This is a genomic window from Nocardia grenadensis (assembly GCF_050942415.1).
Lineage (GTDB): Bacteria > Actinomycetota > Actinomycetes > Mycobacteriales > Mycobacteriaceae > Nocardia > Nocardia grenadensis.
In genome coordinates, this window is record NZ_CP192054.1 from 6184893 (window position 1) to 6200195 (window position 15303).

Sequence of the window (15303 nt, forward strand, 5' to 3'; positions counted from 1 at the left end):
ACCCGGGCCGGGCCCGAACGACCGCCGTGCCTACTGCACGCGCTGCTTGAGCGCCTCGAACTCGTCGCGCACGCCGGAGGGCAGCTTATCGCCGACGAACTCGAACCATTCCTCGATGAGCGGGATCTCGGCCCGCCATTCGTCCACGTTCACCGCGAGCGCCGCGTCGACATCGGCGGCGTCCACATCCAGGCCATCCAGGTCCATCTGCGCGGCGGTCGGCACCTGACCGATCGCGGTGCTCTCGGCCTCCGCCGAACCCTCGATACGGCCGACGATCCACTCCAGCACCCGGGAGTTCTCGCCGAAGCCCGGCCACAGGAAGCGGCCGTCGTCACCGCGCCGGAACCAGTTCACGTAGAAGATCTTGGGCAGCTTCGCCGCGTCGGCGTTCTTGCCGAGGTTGATCCAGTGGCCCAGGTAGTCGCCCACGTGGTAGCCGAGGAACGGCAGCATGGCCATCGGGTCACGACGGACGGTACCGACCTTGCCCTCGGCGGCCGCGGTCTGCTCCGAGGACAGCGTGGCGCCCATGAACACGCCGTGCTGCCAGTCGAAGGATTCGGTCACCAGCGGCACCGTGGTCTTGCGCCGGCCGCCGAACAGGATCGCCGAGATCGGCACGCCCTGCGGATCGTCCCATTCGGGCGCCAGGGTCGGGCACTGCGACATCGGGGTGCAGTACCGGGAGTTGGGATGCGCGGCCAGCGTCTCGGTATCCCGCAGGTACCAGTCGTTGCCCTTCCAGTCGATCAGATGATCGGGCTCACCCTCGAGGCCTTCCCACCACACATCGTTGTCGTCGGTCCGGGCGACATTGGTGTAGACGGTGTTGCCCGCCTCCAGCGTCTCCATGGCATTGGGGTTGGACGAACGGTTGGTGCCGGGCGCGACACCGAAGAAACCGAACTCGGGGTTCACCGCGTAAAGGCGGCCGTCCTTGCCGAAACGCATCCAGGCGATATCGTCGCCCAGAGTCTCCGCGCGCCAACCCGGCACGGTCGGCTGGATCATGGCGAGGTTGGTCTTACCGCAAGCGCTCGGGAACGCCGCCGCGATGTAGTAGGCCTTGTTCTCCGGGGAGATCAGCTTGAGGATGAGCATGTGCTCGGCCAGCCAGCCCTCGTCGTGGGCCATGGCGGAGGCGATCCGCAGCGAATAGCACTTCTTGCCCAGCAGCGCGTTGCCGCCGTAGCCGGAGCCGTAGCTCCAGATCTCCCGGTCCTCGGGAAAGTGGGTGATGTACTTGGTGTCGTTGCACGGCCACGGGACGTCGGCCTGGCCCTCGGCCAGCGGGGCGCCCACCGAGTGCAGCGCCTTCACGAAGGGTCGATCCGTGCCCAGCGAGTCCAGCGCGGCCCGGCCCATCCGGGTCATCACCCGCATGGACACCACGACATATTCCGAATCGGTGATCTCGACACCCAGCTTGGGGTCGTCGGCACCGAGCGGGCCCATGCAGAACGGCACCACGTACATGGTGCGACCCTTCATCGAGCCCCGGTACAGCTCGGTCATGGTGGCCCGCATCTCCGCGGGATCGACCCAGTTGTTCGTGGGGCCGGCGTCGGCCTCGGACTTCGAACAGATGAAGGTGCGCGATTCGACCCGGGCCACGTCGGAAGGATCGGATAAAGCCAGGAACGAGTTCGGCTTCTTCTTCTCGTCGAGCTTGCGGAAAGTGCCTGCCTCGACGAGCTGGGTGGTGAGCCGGTCCCATTCGGCGTCGGAACCGTCCGCCCACACGACTCGATCCGGCTGAGTCAGTTCGGCGACCTCCTGAACCCAGGCGAGCAGTTCGCTGTGTTCGGTCGGCGCGGTGCCGTCGGATCCACGAAGACCGGGAATGGTCGCTGAGGTCATTGAAAATTCTCCTGAAATGGGCGGCGAAGAATGCTTCCGCCCTGGCCCTTGGGCCCGTGACCAGCGCGAAAACACCTAGCGCCACCATTGGCGGGTGAGGCTTCCGCAACGGTCCATCCTGTGCACCGCCGGATCGAGGCAGTGTACTAAGGCGCGAAGCGGACGCCCAGGTTCCTGTCTAGAGGTTAACGCGGTATTGCGCCCCCGATGGAAGCGGGTTGCCGATCAACGGGGGTGAACGAACTGATTTCCGGCGGTCGGGGCCCACTGCTCCAGTATCTGCCGGTCACGGGCACATGCGGCGAGTCGGCCGGGCTGCCCGGTGGTGGCGCGGCGCAATGCCGCCTCCAGTTCGGCGACCCGCCGGTCCACCGCCACCATGCCGGCCGCCGCGGCCCGCACCATTTCGTCGGAAAGGTCGGATTCGGTCGCCACCAGCGCGGTCACCGCTCGCTGCTCGAGCTGGGCTTTCACATTCGCCACCGCGTCGGCGACCCAGTGCCGCAGATGATCTCGGTCGGCGAGCTGGCGGCGCGCCCGCACCACCCAGGCGGCCGCGCCCGCGCCGAGCAACAGAGTCACCGGCACGCTCGCCGCGTCCAATGCCGGCACCAACGCGAGCGGCGACACCATCAGCCGTCCCAGACCGACCCCCGCCGAGGCGCCCAGCACGATCATCAGGTGATCTTCGACACCCCCGGGCCGGGGTTGTGGATCCGGACCGAGCGTGGGCGCCGGCTCGTACCGCAGTGTCGGAGTTCCCTCCGCAGGTGGGACGCTCGCCGGGTGCGCGGCCGCCGCCCGCGCCCGCAGTTCGGTCAGCCGAGCGGCGATATCCAGATCCACCGTCCCGGTCAGCTGCCCGACCGCCTGCCGCAGCCGCTCCGGGAAATCACGCCGGCCGGCGCGAGCCATGTTGTCCAGTTCGGCCCGGGCCTCGGCGTGCAGTGCCCGCACGCGGGAGCCGACCTGGGTGAGCAGGTCCACCCGGGCCAGATTGATCTGGGCCCGCAGGGTGGATACCGCCACCGCGCGCCCACCGTCCCGATCGGCGAGCAGCCGGGCCCGCTCCGCCCGCAGCAGCTCGACCTCGGTACCGGACCGGAGCTGCGCCTCCTCCTGCACGATGCGCTCCCGGGTTCCCGCGACCACCTGGGCGAGGGCCGCTGTCCGGCGGGCGCCCGCCGTCGCGGTATCGGTGGTGAGCGCGACGAGCCGGGTGTGCAGCGCGGCCAGCCCGGAACGGTCCGACAGGGCCGAATCGGCCCCGGTCCGGGCGGCCAGAGCCAACCGGGCCGATACCGGCACGATCTCGCAGTCCAGTTCGGCGGCGGCGAGCAGTTCGGCGCTGCGGTCGCGGACCAGCTGCCAGTCCTTGTGCGCATGGGTGCCGTTCAACACCAGCAGTACCCGGGCTCCCTCGGCGCACAACCGGCGCACGGTATCCAGTTCGGCCGCGCCGATCACCACGCCGGCATCGAGGACGAGCAGCACCACACTGCCCGGTGCCGCGCGCGCCCACGGATCGGCCGTGGGCGCGCCGAGCTCGATCCGGGGTTCGATGCGGGTCAGTTCGGTACGTAGCAGGGCGGTGTTGGCGTCGTCGGCGCCGATGAGCCGGACCGCGGTCGCGCCACCGGAGACCGGCATCGTCCGCAACAAGGCCATACCCTGCGGATTCCAGCGCGCCACCACCTCGGCCACGGCGTCGGGCAGCGTATGCGCCGCCACGCTGCCGGTGGCCGCGGCGATACCGGAAGGACCCGGGAGACCCGGCGGTCCCGCCCCCGGACCTGGACCCGGGTCAGAGCCCGACACTGCTCATCCGCTCCCACATCCGGAGGTATCCGTTGTGGACCCGGATGGCGGCGCGGCGCGCACTCGGCGCCATATCCCCGGCCACCACCGCCCGCCACCGGATGGCGCGGGCCAGCGCGTCGTCGGCGTCCTCGGGCTCGGGCCGGGGATAGCCCGCGGCCAGATGGGCGACCTCCGGATCGACCAGACCGCCGCACAGCGCCAGCCACCGGGCCTCGTCACTGTCCAGATATTCGGTGATCAGTGCGCGCGCCCGGCTGCGCCCGTGCGGCACGGCACGCGCGGCCAGCCGGGTCAGTTCGTCTATCAGCGCACCCGCTCGCCGCGATACCGCCTGCTGGTAGCGCTGACCGAGCAGGCGCGCCACCGGCTCGACCCCGCTGACGGTGTGCAGGATCTGCAGCACCGTCTGCGGGGCGAGATCCGGGTCGCGTTCCAGTGCGGCCAGTACACAGGACAGCCCGTACAGATCCCAGCGTTCGAGCAGTTCCGCGCGTTCCGCGGTATCGGGGCCCGGCGAGACGAACGCCTCGGCGGACAACGCCGCCGCGATACCGGACTGCGCCAGCCGGCGCAACAGCGCCAGATCGGTTTCCTGAAAGGCACCGGAAACGGTCCGCGCCGCCAGCGAACCCACCATCGGGAACGCGGGCAGCCCGAATTCCCGGCCGAACTGCCGGGCCGCGGCCACCGCGTCCGCCCAGCCGGTGCCGATCGCGTCGGCCTTGTTCAACACCAGAATCGTGCGTTCCGGGCGCAGTGACCCGAGTAACCGCCGGTCGCCCGGGGAGGGGGTACTGGCCAGGACGTAGACGACGATATCGGCGTCGAGTACCGGATCGGGGAAGCCCGGTTCGTCGACGGGCGCGGTCTCCACCGCCTGATGCAATCCCAACGCGCGGGCCACGGTGGTGCGGCCGGCACGGGCGCGCCCGGCGACCTGGGCGCGCGGCAGGGTCCGCCAGCGCTGCACCGCCATCTCGATACCGTTCGCGATACCCGCGTCGGCACCGTCACCCATCCGGAGCGTGGAGATCAGCCGGTCCAGCGGATCCCCGGCCCCGGCCTCCCGCATATACCTGTCCGATCCCTCGACTGCCGGCACGCGCCACACCCCCTTCTTCCGGTGCGCATTCTGTCAGAACGGGGGCCGCCCCGCGCCGGGTGCGGACCGCGACCGCCCTACCAACGGGTAGCCCCCTGACCGGTCCGTTGCGGCCCGGAACCGGCCATGCTGGACAATAGGGCTGTGAACGACGCTGCGCACCCCGGCTCCGAGTCCGTTCCGGTCGCTCTCTCGGAAACCTCCGGCGATACCGGAGAGCGGCGGCGACGCCATGCCGGTTCCCGGCTCTACCCCCGGGTCACCAGTTTCCGGTCCCGGCGCGGCGCACTCACCCCCAACCAGCAGAAATCCTGGGATCGCAGCTGGCCGGTGCTCGGCCGGGAGGTCGCCGACGAACCGCTCGACGCCGCGGCGTGGTTCGGCCGCTCGGCACCGCTGGTCATCGAGATCGGATGCGGTACCGGAACGGCGACCGCCGCCATGGCACTGGCCGAGCCGCATCTGAACCTGATCGGTATCGAGGTCTACCAGCCCGGCCTGGCCCAGCTCGTCCAGCGGATCGAACGCGAGGAGATCGGCAATATCCGGCTGCTGCGCGGTGACGCCGTGGACGTACTGGAGAATATGATTGCTCCAGGATCGCTGACCGGTGTGCGCGTATTCTTTCCGGACCCGTGGCCCAAGGCGCGCCACCACAAGCGCCGGCTGCTGCAAGCGGCCACCTTCGCCCTGATCGCCGATCGGTTACGGCCCGGCGGGATTCTGCACGTGGCGACCGACCACGCCGGGTACGCCGAGCACATCGCCGAGGTCGGCGCGGCCGAGCACCTGCTCATCGGACTGAACGGGACCGTCGGGGGAGCCGGTACCACACAACGGGCCGCCGCGCCGATCGGTTTCGAGCGGCCGGTCACCAAATTCGAGAGCAAGGCACACACCGCCGGTAGTGCGATCAACGAGTTCATATGGGGCAAGATCGAATGATGAGCGTCAGTGAGATGGCCCCGGCCGGCGACGAGGTTGCCGGAAGTCTGCACGAATCCGGTGATGAGTCGGTAGGGCCGGATACGGACGGTCTGCGGCGGGTCCTGCTGGTCTGGGATGCGCCGAACCTGGATATGGGACTGGGCGCCATCCTGGGTGGGCGGCCCACCGCCGCCTACCGGCCCCGCTTCGACGCACTCGGCCGGTGGCTGCTGGCCCGCACCGCCGAACTCTCGGCCGGCGAGAAGAACCGGCTGGAGCCCGAGGCGACCGTATTCACCAATATCGCCCCCGGCACCGCGGATGTGGTCCGGCCGTGGGTCGAAGCGCTACGTAATGTCGGTTACGCCGTTTTCGCCAAGCCGAAGATCGACGAGGATTCCGATGTCGATTCGGACATGCTCGGCCATATCGCCCAGCGCACCCGGGGCGCCGGCCTGGCCGGGATCATCGTGGCCTCGGCCGACGGCCAGGCCTTCCGCGAGCCGTTGGAGCAGCTCGCCGCCGACGGCATCCCGGTTCAAGTGCTCGGCTTCCGCGAGCACGCGAGTTGGGCAGTAACATCCGATACTCTCGAATTCGTCGACCTCGAGGACATCCCGGGAGTTTTCCGTGAACCGCTGCCGCGGGTGAGCCTCGACTCGCTGCCCGACGAGGGTGCCTGGCTGCAGCCGTTCCGGCCGCTGTCGGCGCTACTCACCTCTCGCCCCGCACAAGGAGTCGCTTAAGTGTTCACCCGCTGGGGCGATCTGGTCTATCGGTTGCGATTCGCCGTCATCGGAGTTGTCGTCGCCGGGATGCTGGGCCTGGGGGCCTACGGTCTCGGCCTGGCCGACCATCTGAGCTCCAGCGGTCTGTTCGATCCGAACTCCGAATCGGTGAAGGCCGCCGAACTGTCCGATGAGGCGTTCGGCCGCGACCACAATGCCGATGTGCTGGTGCTCTACACCGCACCCGAGGGCCAGACCGTCGACAGCGATCCGGCCTTCCGGGACAAGATCGTCGACAGCCTGAACCGGCTGCCCAAGGAACATCCGGACCATATCGCCAAGGTGAACGGCGCCTACTGGAAGACCGAGACCGGCGAAGCCCAGCCCGCGGTGTTCGGTTCGCAGGACAAGACCAAGACCTTCGCCTCCATCGCGATCGTCGGCGACAACGACACCGATATGGTCCGCAACTATCGCGCGGTCAAGGACGTCTTCGATATCGAGGGCGTGAATGTGCAGGTCGCGGGCCTGCAACCGGTGGCGGGCACCCTCAACGACACCATGGCCCACGACCAGCACCGGATGGAGATCCTGGCCATCCCCGCCGTGGGCATCCTGCTGTTCTTCATCTTCGGCGGCGTGGTCGCGGCGGCGCTGCCGCTGATCATCGGCGGCCTGACCATCATCAGCGCCAACGGCATCATCATGATGCTGACGAAGGTCACCGAGGTGAACACGTTCGTCGGCGCGGTGGTCTCCATGATCGGCCTGGGCCTGGCCATCGACTACGGCCTGTTCATCGTCAGCCGGTTCCGCGAGGAATTGGCCGAGGGTTACGACACCCGCGCCGCGGTCCGCCGCTCGGTGGTCACCGCCGGACGCACGGTCGTCTTCTCCGCGACCATGATCATCGCGAGCCTCGGCGGCCTGCTGCTGTTCCCCCAGGGCTTCCTGAAATCCATGGCCTACGGCACCATCGCGACCGTCGCGCTGGCCGCACTTGCGTCGATCACCCTGCTGCCCGCCATGCTGAGTGTGCTGGGCAAACGGGTGGACATGCTCAGCTTCAAGCAGATCCGCAAAACCAAATCCGCCGAGGAGGTGGAGGCCAGTTTCTGGGGCCGGGCCACCACCTGGGTCATGCAGCATCCGCTCAAGATCGCCATTCCGATCTGTGTGCTGCTCCTGCTGCTGATCATCCCGGTGAAGAACCTGGCCTTCGGCGGTATGAGCGAACGCTATCTGCCGCCGGACAATGCCACCCGCGTCGCGCAGGAGGAATTCGACAAAACTTTCCCGCTGCGCCAGTCCGACCCCATCCAGCTGGTGTTCGTCAGCGAGGACACCCGGGCCATCGCGAAGGTGGTGCGCGAGGCCGACAAGGCGCCGGGCCTGGCCGATGCGTCCGGTTTCTCGGTGCCCTCGGAATCCACGACCCATTCCGGGGTCTTCCGCAGCAGCGCGACACTCCTCGATTCCGAGGACTACCGGCCGACCGTGGAGTATCTGCGGGCGATCGACGTACCCGACGGCGTGACCATGTATGTCGGCGGGCAGCCGACCCTGCAGGGCGACAGTATCGACGCGCTGCTGGACCGGATGCCGCTGATGATCGCCCTGGTGCTGCTGGTCACCACGGTGCTGATGTTCCTCACCTTCGGCTCCCTGGTGTTGCCCATCAAGGCGGCGCTGATGAGCGCGCTCGGCCTCGGCTCCACCCTCGGCATCCTGACCTGGATCTTCGTCGACGGTCACGGTGCCGGCCTGCTGAACTTCACGCCCCAGCCGATCATGTCGCCGGTGCTGGTGCTGATCATCGCGATCATTTATGGCCTGTCGACCGACTACGAGGTGTTCCTGCTCTCGCGAATGGTCGAGGCCCGCGCCATGGGCGCCTCGACCACCGAGGCGGTGCGGATCGGCACCGCGCACACCGGACGCATCATCACCGCCGCGGCATTGATCCTGCTGGTGGTGACCGGCGCGTTCGCGTTCTCCGATCTGGTGATGATGCAGTACATCGCCTACGGCATGATCGCGGCGCTCATCATCGACGCCACCATCCTGCGCATGCTGCTCGTGCCGGCGACCATGAAGCTGCTCGGTGACGACTGCTGGTGGGCCCCGGCCTGGATGAAGCGGATCCAGCAGAAGATCGGCCTGGGCGAGCCGATCCTGGCCGATGAGCGTCCCGGCGGCGGTGATGTGGTCGACCTGGTCAAGACCACCCCGGTCACCGATCCGGTCACCATGCAGATGCCGGCGCTCGGCGCCGAGAAGCAGCGCAAGACGCCGGTGCTCAAACGCACCCGCGAGGAGATCGAGGCCGCAGCGCCCACCGCGCATATGCAAACGGTCTCGAAGGGCCCGCGCAAAGCCGCGGGCAAACAGTCATCCGCCGCACCGTCGGCACCCAAACAGCAGATGCCCACCCCGCCGGACCCGACCCGTCCGCGCGCCAACCCGCCCGCCGACGGCCCGGGCGAACCCGGCCGTGGAGCCGAGGAAACGCGCGGTCCGCGGCCCGCCGCGGCGCAACCGCCCACGGAGAGCCCGGCGTCGCCGAACCGGAACCCGCAACAGCCCGGCGCGGAATCCGGCCCGGCGCCGAGCCGTCTCCCGGGCCGGGCCCCCGAACTCGGTCGTGGTCCAGGCGGCCCCGCCCCCGATCCGGGCCGTGCTCCCGGCCCGCGCAACGACTTCCGGCCGCTGCCCGGCCGTACCCCCGGTAATCAGCCCGGACCCGGCCGCCCGCAACCGAGTCAACCGGGTCCGGAGCAGCCCACTCCGCCGCCGCCGGAGGCGCAGCGCGCCCCGGGTGGCCCGGCCGGTTCGTCCCGGCCCGGTTTCGCCACCCCGAACCTACGTGGTCTGTTCGCCTCCGAACCGACCGAGGACGGCGAGCCGCAGAACGTCGGCGGCCGCACCGTCTACCCGAGCCCCGCCGACGCTCCCCCGGTACCGCCCACCTCGCAGCCGCCCCGGCCCACCGGTGGCGCGGCCCGCCCCCGGCCGGACAGTTCGACGCGGATCCCCGGCCAGCCCGGTGGCGCGGCCCGCCCGCCCGTACCGCCGCGTCCCGCGGCGCCCGAGGGCCGCCCGCCCGGCCGTCCCGGTCCCGGTCAGCCGGGCGGATGGGCAGGCGACGGTAACCGCCCGGCACCCGGCCAGGGCGCGGCGCGTCCGCCGGCCCCGCCGCGCCGCCCCGGACCGGACGGACAGCCGGGCCCGGCGGACCCACGTCTCCGCCAGGACCAGGGTTCGCAGCCGCGACCGATTCCCCGGACTCCCGAACCCGGTAACCCGGGCCCGGCCGGACGCGCCCAGGGCCTGCCCGAACTCCCGCGCCGGGTACCGGGCGCCCAGCCCCCGGCGGTGCCCGGCCTCTACCCCACGCCGGAACCGCCGACCCGGCCCGCCGAGCGTCCGGGCCCCACCGCAGCGCGACCCGACAGCTTGGCCCAGCAGTCCGCCGGTGGGGTCGGCCCGCAGCAGAACGCGGACCCGCGCGAACGCAACAGCATCGAATCGTGGATGGCGGGACTGCGGTCCGCGCGGCGTCAGCAGGCCGGGACACCGGTCGACGACTCCGGCCGTCACCAGCAGAGCGAGGGCCGTTCGGTCAGCGTGAACGAGCTGCTGCGCCGCCGCGAACAGGATTGACGCCGCCGGGAGGACCGCTCAATGCCCGAGCAACCGGCGCCAATGGGCGGCGAAGGGTTGTTTCGCGGTGACCGAGCCGAACCGGACCCGGCCGTGTACCAGCAGATGCAGCGGTCCGATCGGCGGGCCGCTGCGCACCTTGTTGTTCACGCTTGACCCGACCAGTTCGAGGCCGTCCAGGTCGACCGTGGCCTCCTGCGGCACCACCAGGGTCAGGGAACTCGCGTAGTCGTCGACCTGGATCTCCACCACCTGGGTGGTCATGGTCGCCTGGGTGAAATCCAGCGTCACCCCGGACAACCAGCTGTTGATCCGCAACATCGGGGCGACCTGCCAGTTGCCCCGGCGGTTCACACCCGACATCCGCGGCCGGATGACCCCGCCCTGCACCACCCCGGACAGTCCTGTGCGGGCGGCGTCCCCGGGTTGCGGTAGCGGTACCGGCTTACCGTGACCGGTCCGCTCGGTGGTGGGTTCGCCGATCAGCCGGACGCCGGGCAGGTCGACGAGCACCGAGTTCAGTTCGCCGCGGGTCCTGGCGGCCAGCGCGGTATCCATCCGCTCGGTGAACTCGCCCAGGGAGAGCATGCCCAGACCCACCGCGCGCTGCAGGAGTTGCCCGACATGTTCCCGTTCGGCGTCGGATACACGCAGGTTCCGGTCGCCCACTTGGCCACCGGAACCCGCACCGTCGAATACCGGATCGGGGCCGTTCATAGGACCGAGGTTACCCAGCACCGCCTGGATCCCGCATCAGGGCATTCCCCGATGCGGGGGTGGCAGGCGCCACGTCAGACCTGCTCATCTCCGGTTTCCCGCCGGGTGGCGGAGACGCTCGGACCGGGGTCCGTACCGTCGCGGCGCGGCTGCGGATCGGCGGGCCGGGCCAGCGGTAGCCGGCGCTGCGCCTCGGCGAGCAGGGCCCCGATATCGAAACGGCCCAGGATCTGGGGCCCGCCCAAGGTAGGTTCACCGTCCTCCGGCGCATCCGGTTCGGCGACATAGATTCCTTTACGGTCCGGTGCCGATTCGCCGAGCAGCTCCTCGGGATCCGCGGCGAGCAGCGAGCGAATGGCGGTGTTCAGCACCGCGACCAGCGGTACTGCCAGCAGACCGCCCGCGATCCCGCCCAGCACCACACCCGCGGCGATCGCGAGTACCACCGCCAGCGGATGGATCCGGACGGCCCGGCCGAGCAGCAACGGTTGCAGCACATGCCCCTCCAGCTGCATCACCGCGACGATGATGCCGAGCACGATGAGCGCGGTCACGAAACCCTTGGTCACCAGCGCGATGAACACCGCCACGAAACCGGCCAGGAACGCACCGATGATCGGGATGAACGCGCTGATGAACACGAGCGAGCCCAGCGGCAGCGCGAGCGGCACACCGAGCAGAGCCAGCCCGGCCCCGATCCCGATCGCGTCCACGGCGGCGACCACGACGGTGGCCCGGACGAAGCCCACCAGCGAACCGAATCCGAGTTCCCCGGCGGTGCGCACCCGTTCGCGATGCTCGGTCGGCACGACACGGGTGACGAAACGCCAGATCTGGTCACCGCTGTAGAGCAGGAAGATGAGGATGAACAGGGTGAGGAAGGTGCCGGTCAGGATATGGCCGATCATGGTCGCGGTGGTCAGCGCACCGCTGGTGAGCGTGTCCTGATTGGACTGGATGGCGCGGACGGTGGCATCGCCGGCATTGCGGATCTGGTCGTCACTCAGGTGCATCGGACCGTTGATGGCCCAGTCCTGGACCTTGTGGATGCTGTTGGTGAACTCGTCGGACAGCTGCGGCACACCCACCACGAACTGCTCCACCACGAAGGTCACCACACCGGCGACCAGCCCGAGCGAACCGACCAGCGCGACGAAAACCCCGAGCCCGCGCGGCACCCCGCGACGCTGCATCCAGTCCACCAGCGGTGCGAGCAGCGCGGCCGCCAACATGGCGATGGCCAGCGGGATCACCACGGTATCGAGTCGCCGCACCGCCGCCGCCAGCACCGCGACCAGGGCGAAGATCACCAGTAGCCGCCAGGCCCATTCGGCGGTCTGCCGGACGATGGGGTGAACGGCGTCTGCGGCAGTTGGTTTCGGCTCGGTCACCCGGCCGAGCCTAGTGAGCGCGGCCGGGCCGAGCCCACCAACAGGCCGCGTACGTCCGGAGCAAAGGCAGCGGCACACACAAACATGCACATCCGAACCGGCTGCGGAGGTGAGCAGTACATGCACGTCCGCAGCGAACGCGGAGGTCCGTAGTACGCGCCGCGGCCGGAGCGGAGTCCAGCCGACGCGCCACGGCCGGAGACACGCCCAACACGCCACGCTCGCAGTGGACCTGGAGCGACGTCTATCACGCACAACCCGGGAACATGGGGCAGTCGGCACCGGGCGCTAGATTGGTACGCGTGTCAGCGCCATTGGAAGCGGTCAAACAGACCATGCATACGCGCTGGCCCCTGTATCTCACCTCGATGCTGCTCGCGAATGCTTTCGGTGCGGTATTGGTGTGGGCGTTCATCCAGTACGGACTGCCGGTGCCCGAAGGTGAGGAGCCCGGTACCCGGGAGATCGGACTGCTGGTCCCGGCCGTCGTCTTCCTCACCGGTGGTTTCCTCAGTGTGGCGGCCTCGGCCCTGATGCTCCGGCCGGTGATGCGCTGGCAGGTGCGCGGTGGCCCGCCCAGCCGGCAGGAACAGATGGCCGCCCTGCACGCGCCGCTGCGCCAGGCGATTCTGCATCTGGCCCTGTGGATCCTCGGCGGCGGGGTGCTGGGCGCGGCGATCATCTCCGAGACCCCGGCGCTGGCCGGCACTGTGATCATCACCGAATGTATGGCCGCGACCATTGTGTTCGGTTTCACCTACATGCTCGGTGAACGTATCCTACGACCGGTAGCGGCCGAGGCCCTGACCGCCGGGCGTTTCGACCACACCCTGACTCCCGGTGTCGGTACCCGCATGGCGATGACCTGGGGGATGGGCACGTTCGCCCCGACCATTGCCATCGTGCTGCTGTGTGTCACCCAGATCTCGTCGGATGTGAAGTTCTCCGCGCAGTCGCTGGCGGTATCGATCCTGCTGCTGTGCGGGGTGGTGATCATGCAGGCGCTGGCCCTGTCCATGCTCACGGCGAGCAGTATCTCCGACCCGGTCCGCCAGCTCAGCCAGGCCATCGACCAGGTGCAGAACGGTGCCCGGGATGTGCAGGTGGAGGTTTTCGACGGGAGCGAGATCGGGCTGCTGCAGGTCGGTTTCAATCGCATGATGGAGGAAGCGGCCACCCGGCAGCGGCTGCAGGAGTTGTTCGGCCAGCATGTGGGCGCCGAGGTGGCCCAGCGCGCCCTGGACTACGGCACCGAACTCGGCGGGGAAACACGATTCGTGGCAGTCCTGTTCGTGGATATGGTCGGCTCCACCGCGACCGCCGCCGAACACCCACCCACCGAAGTGGTGAGCCTGCTCAACGAATTCTTCCGGGTCGTGGTGGATGTGATCGACCGCCACCACGGGTTCGTCAACAAATTCGTCGGCGACGCCGCGCTCGCGATATTCGGCGCGCCGCTGGACCGTCCGGACGCACCGACGGCCGCGCTGGCCGCCGCCCGCGATCTGCGCGAGGCATTGCGCGCGGTCGCCGGACTGGATATCGGTATCGGAGTTTCGGCGGGATTGGCGGTCGCGGGGAATATCGGTGCCGCCAACCGCTTCGAATACACCGTTATCGGCGATCCGGTGAACGAGGCTTCCCGGCTCACCGAACTCGCCAAGGACCATCCGGGCCGGGTGCTGGCCTCCGGTTCGGCACTGTATTTCGCCGAGGACAGCGAGCAGCGGCACTGGACGGCCGGCGAAGAGGTGCAATTGCGCGGCCGGCGCCGCAAGACGCGGCTGTCCTGGCCCAGCGAAACCGTGGACTAGGCGTACCTCCGCATCCGCTCCGGCCGTGCGCGTCACCATGCCGACCCACCGCCCATCACACCGACCCGAGCCGACCTCGTCGGCCGCGGCGGTATCGGGCCAGGCAGCGGACTTCGGCGGAAGGTGTCCATTAGGCTGGGCCCGTGACGGCCAACGGTGAAGCAGCGGGCACCGCTGCTGTGCCCGGGGCCGGAGCGCCGGAACCCGCCGAGAATCGCCGCCACAAATTCCGCTGCCTCAAATGGCTGGCCGTTTCGATCGTGCTTCTCCTGCTGATAGGCGAAGCGATTTATCTGTGGCCGCGATTACACGAGTCATGGCACAAACTCACCGAAATCCATTGGGGCTGGGTCGCGCTGTGTATCGCGGCGCAAATGCTTTCCATGACCGGGTTCGGCCACATCCAGAAACAGCTGCTGCGGGCCGGCGGTGTCGAGGTGAGCCAGTATCGCTCGGTAGCGGTCGTTTACGGCGCCACCGCCATGTCGGTGACCCTGCCCGCCGGTCAGGTGTTCTCCACGGCGTTCACCTACCGGCAAACCCGGCGCTGGGGCGCCAGCCCGGTGGTCGCGTCCTGGCAGCTGGTCTTCTCCGGGGTGGTCTCCGCGGCGGGTCTGGCCCTGATCGGCGTGCTCGGCACCGTGCTCGCGGGTGGCCGGGTGGGTCCGGTGAACCTGATCGTCTCGGTGGCGGCGGTGATGGCGCTGGTCTGGGCGGGGAACTACGCCTCACGGCATCCGGGCACGCTCGAGAAGGTGCTGCATCGCGCGCTGCTCACGGTGAACCGGGTGCGCAAACGGTCCCCGGATACCGGTATCGACAAGATCCGGGAAATGCTCGACCAGGTCGAATCGGTGAAACTGGGCACCCGGGACGGCGCGTGGGTCACCTGGTGGGCGGTGATCCACCGGCTCGCCGATATCGTCTGCCTGGGCGCCGCCTGCTATGCCATCGGCGGCGACCCCCGGTGGGCGGGACTGCTGATCGCGTTCGCGGCGGGTAAGGCCGTCGGTTCGATCCCGTTCGCGCCGGGTGGGATCGTGTACGTGGACGCGACCCTGATCTACGGTCTCACCGCGGCTGCCGGACTGCCCGCGGCGCAGGCGGTCGCCGCCGCGTTCGTGTACCGGCTGGTTAGTTTCGTGCTGATCGCGATCATCGGCTGGATCGTCTTCGCGTTCCTGTTCCGTACCCGTAATGCCGAGGACGACGAGTACGAGAAGGAATTCTCCCAGCGCAACGCCTGAGCCGGCAGCGCACACCGTGGCCACGGCGTC

At 69.2% G+C, this 15303-nt stretch carries 10 protein-coding genes; 5 read left to right on the forward strand and 5 right to left on the reverse strand.

Translation table 11 applies throughout. The annotated features are described in order from the left end of the window. Nucleotides 1–30: 30 nt before the first annotated feature. From ACQPYS_RS28290 to ACQPYS_RS28300, 3 genes are all read right to left on the reverse strand, one after another. On the reverse strand, nucleotides 31–1863 hold the full coding sequence (locus ACQPYS_RS28290; protein ID WP_431939304.1) for a phosphoenolpyruvate carboxykinase (GTP): 1833 nt from the start codon (nucleotides 1861–1863) through the stop codon (nucleotides 31–33). Between the two features lie 225 nt (nucleotides 1864–2088). After that, the gene (locus ACQPYS_RS28295; protein ID WP_433491285.1) at nucleotides 2089–3681 is read right to left on the reverse strand and encodes a hypothetical protein; all 1593 of its coding nucleotides are present in this window, start codon (nucleotides 3679–3681) and stop codon (nucleotides 2089–2091) included. Beyond that, a complete protein-coding gene (locus tag ACQPYS_RS28300; RefSeq protein WP_245664759.1) occupies nucleotides 3668–4786 on the reverse strand; it encodes a hypothetical protein in 1119 nt (372 codons plus the stop codon). The genes ACQPYS_RS28295 and ACQPYS_RS28300 overlap by 14 nt, the downstream gene beginning before the upstream one ends. Nucleotides 4787–4912: 126 nt before the next feature. Between ACQPYS_RS28300 and trmB the strand changes: the two genes are divergently transcribed. The 3 genes from trmB to ACQPYS_RS28315 are packed head-to-tail and all read left to right on the forward strand — an operon-like array spanning nucleotide 4913 to nucleotide 10104. After that, nucleotides 4913–5731 carry a tRNA (guanosine(46)-N7)-methyltransferase TrmB gene (gene trmB, locus ACQPYS_RS28305; protein ID WP_063040913.1) on the forward strand — a complete coding sequence of 273 codons (819 nt, stop codon included), beginning with the start codon at nucleotides 4913–4915 and terminating at the stop codon, nucleotides 5729–5731. After that, entirely contained in the window at nucleotides 5731–6459 is a 729-nt protein-coding gene (locus tag ACQPYS_RS28310) for an NYN domain-containing protein (protein ID WP_063040915.1), read from the forward strand. The genes trmB and ACQPYS_RS28310 overlap by 1 nt, the downstream gene beginning before the upstream one ends. Then, nucleotides 6460–10104 (forward strand): MMPL family transporter, encoded by a 3645-nt coding sequence (locus ACQPYS_RS28315; RefSeq protein ID WP_433491286.1) that lies wholly within the window; start codon nucleotides 6460–6462, stop codon nucleotides 10102–10104. An 18-nt stretch (nucleotides 10105–10122) separates the two neighbouring features. On the opposite strand, the gene ACQPYS_RS28320 is transcribed toward ACQPYS_RS28315, so the two are convergent. Both ACQPYS_RS28320 and ACQPYS_RS28325 read right to left on the reverse strand, forming a co-directional pair. Further along, nucleotides 10123–10773: a DUF1707 SHOCT-like domain-containing protein gene (locus ACQPYS_RS28320; RefSeq protein WP_431939383.1), complete on the reverse strand. Its 651-nt coding sequence runs from the start codon at nucleotides 10771–10773 to the stop codon at nucleotides 10123–10125. A gap of 122 nt (nucleotides 10774–10895) precedes the next feature. Next, nucleotides 10896–12212 (reverse strand): AI-2E family transporter, encoded by a 1317-nt coding sequence (locus tag ACQPYS_RS28325; RefSeq protein ID WP_433491287.1) that lies wholly within the window; start codon nucleotides 12210–12212, stop codon nucleotides 10896–10898. Between the two features lie 335 nt (nucleotides 12213–12547). Here ACQPYS_RS28325 and ACQPYS_RS28330 point away from each other — a divergent pair, with 335 nt between their 5' ends. Beyond that, the gene (locus ACQPYS_RS28330; RefSeq protein ID WP_063041033.1) at nucleotides 12548–14026 is read left to right on the forward strand and encodes an adenylate/guanylate cyclase domain-containing protein; all 1479 of its coding nucleotides are present in this window, start codon (nucleotides 12548–12550) and stop codon (nucleotides 14024–14026) included. A gap of 143 nt (nucleotides 14027–14169) precedes the next feature. Then, a complete protein-coding gene (locus ACQPYS_RS28335) occupies nucleotides 14170–15273 on the forward strand; it encodes a lysylphosphatidylglycerol synthase transmembrane domain-containing protein (protein WP_433491288.1) in 1104 nt (367 codons plus the stop codon). Nucleotides 15274–15303: the final 30 nt, after the last annotated feature.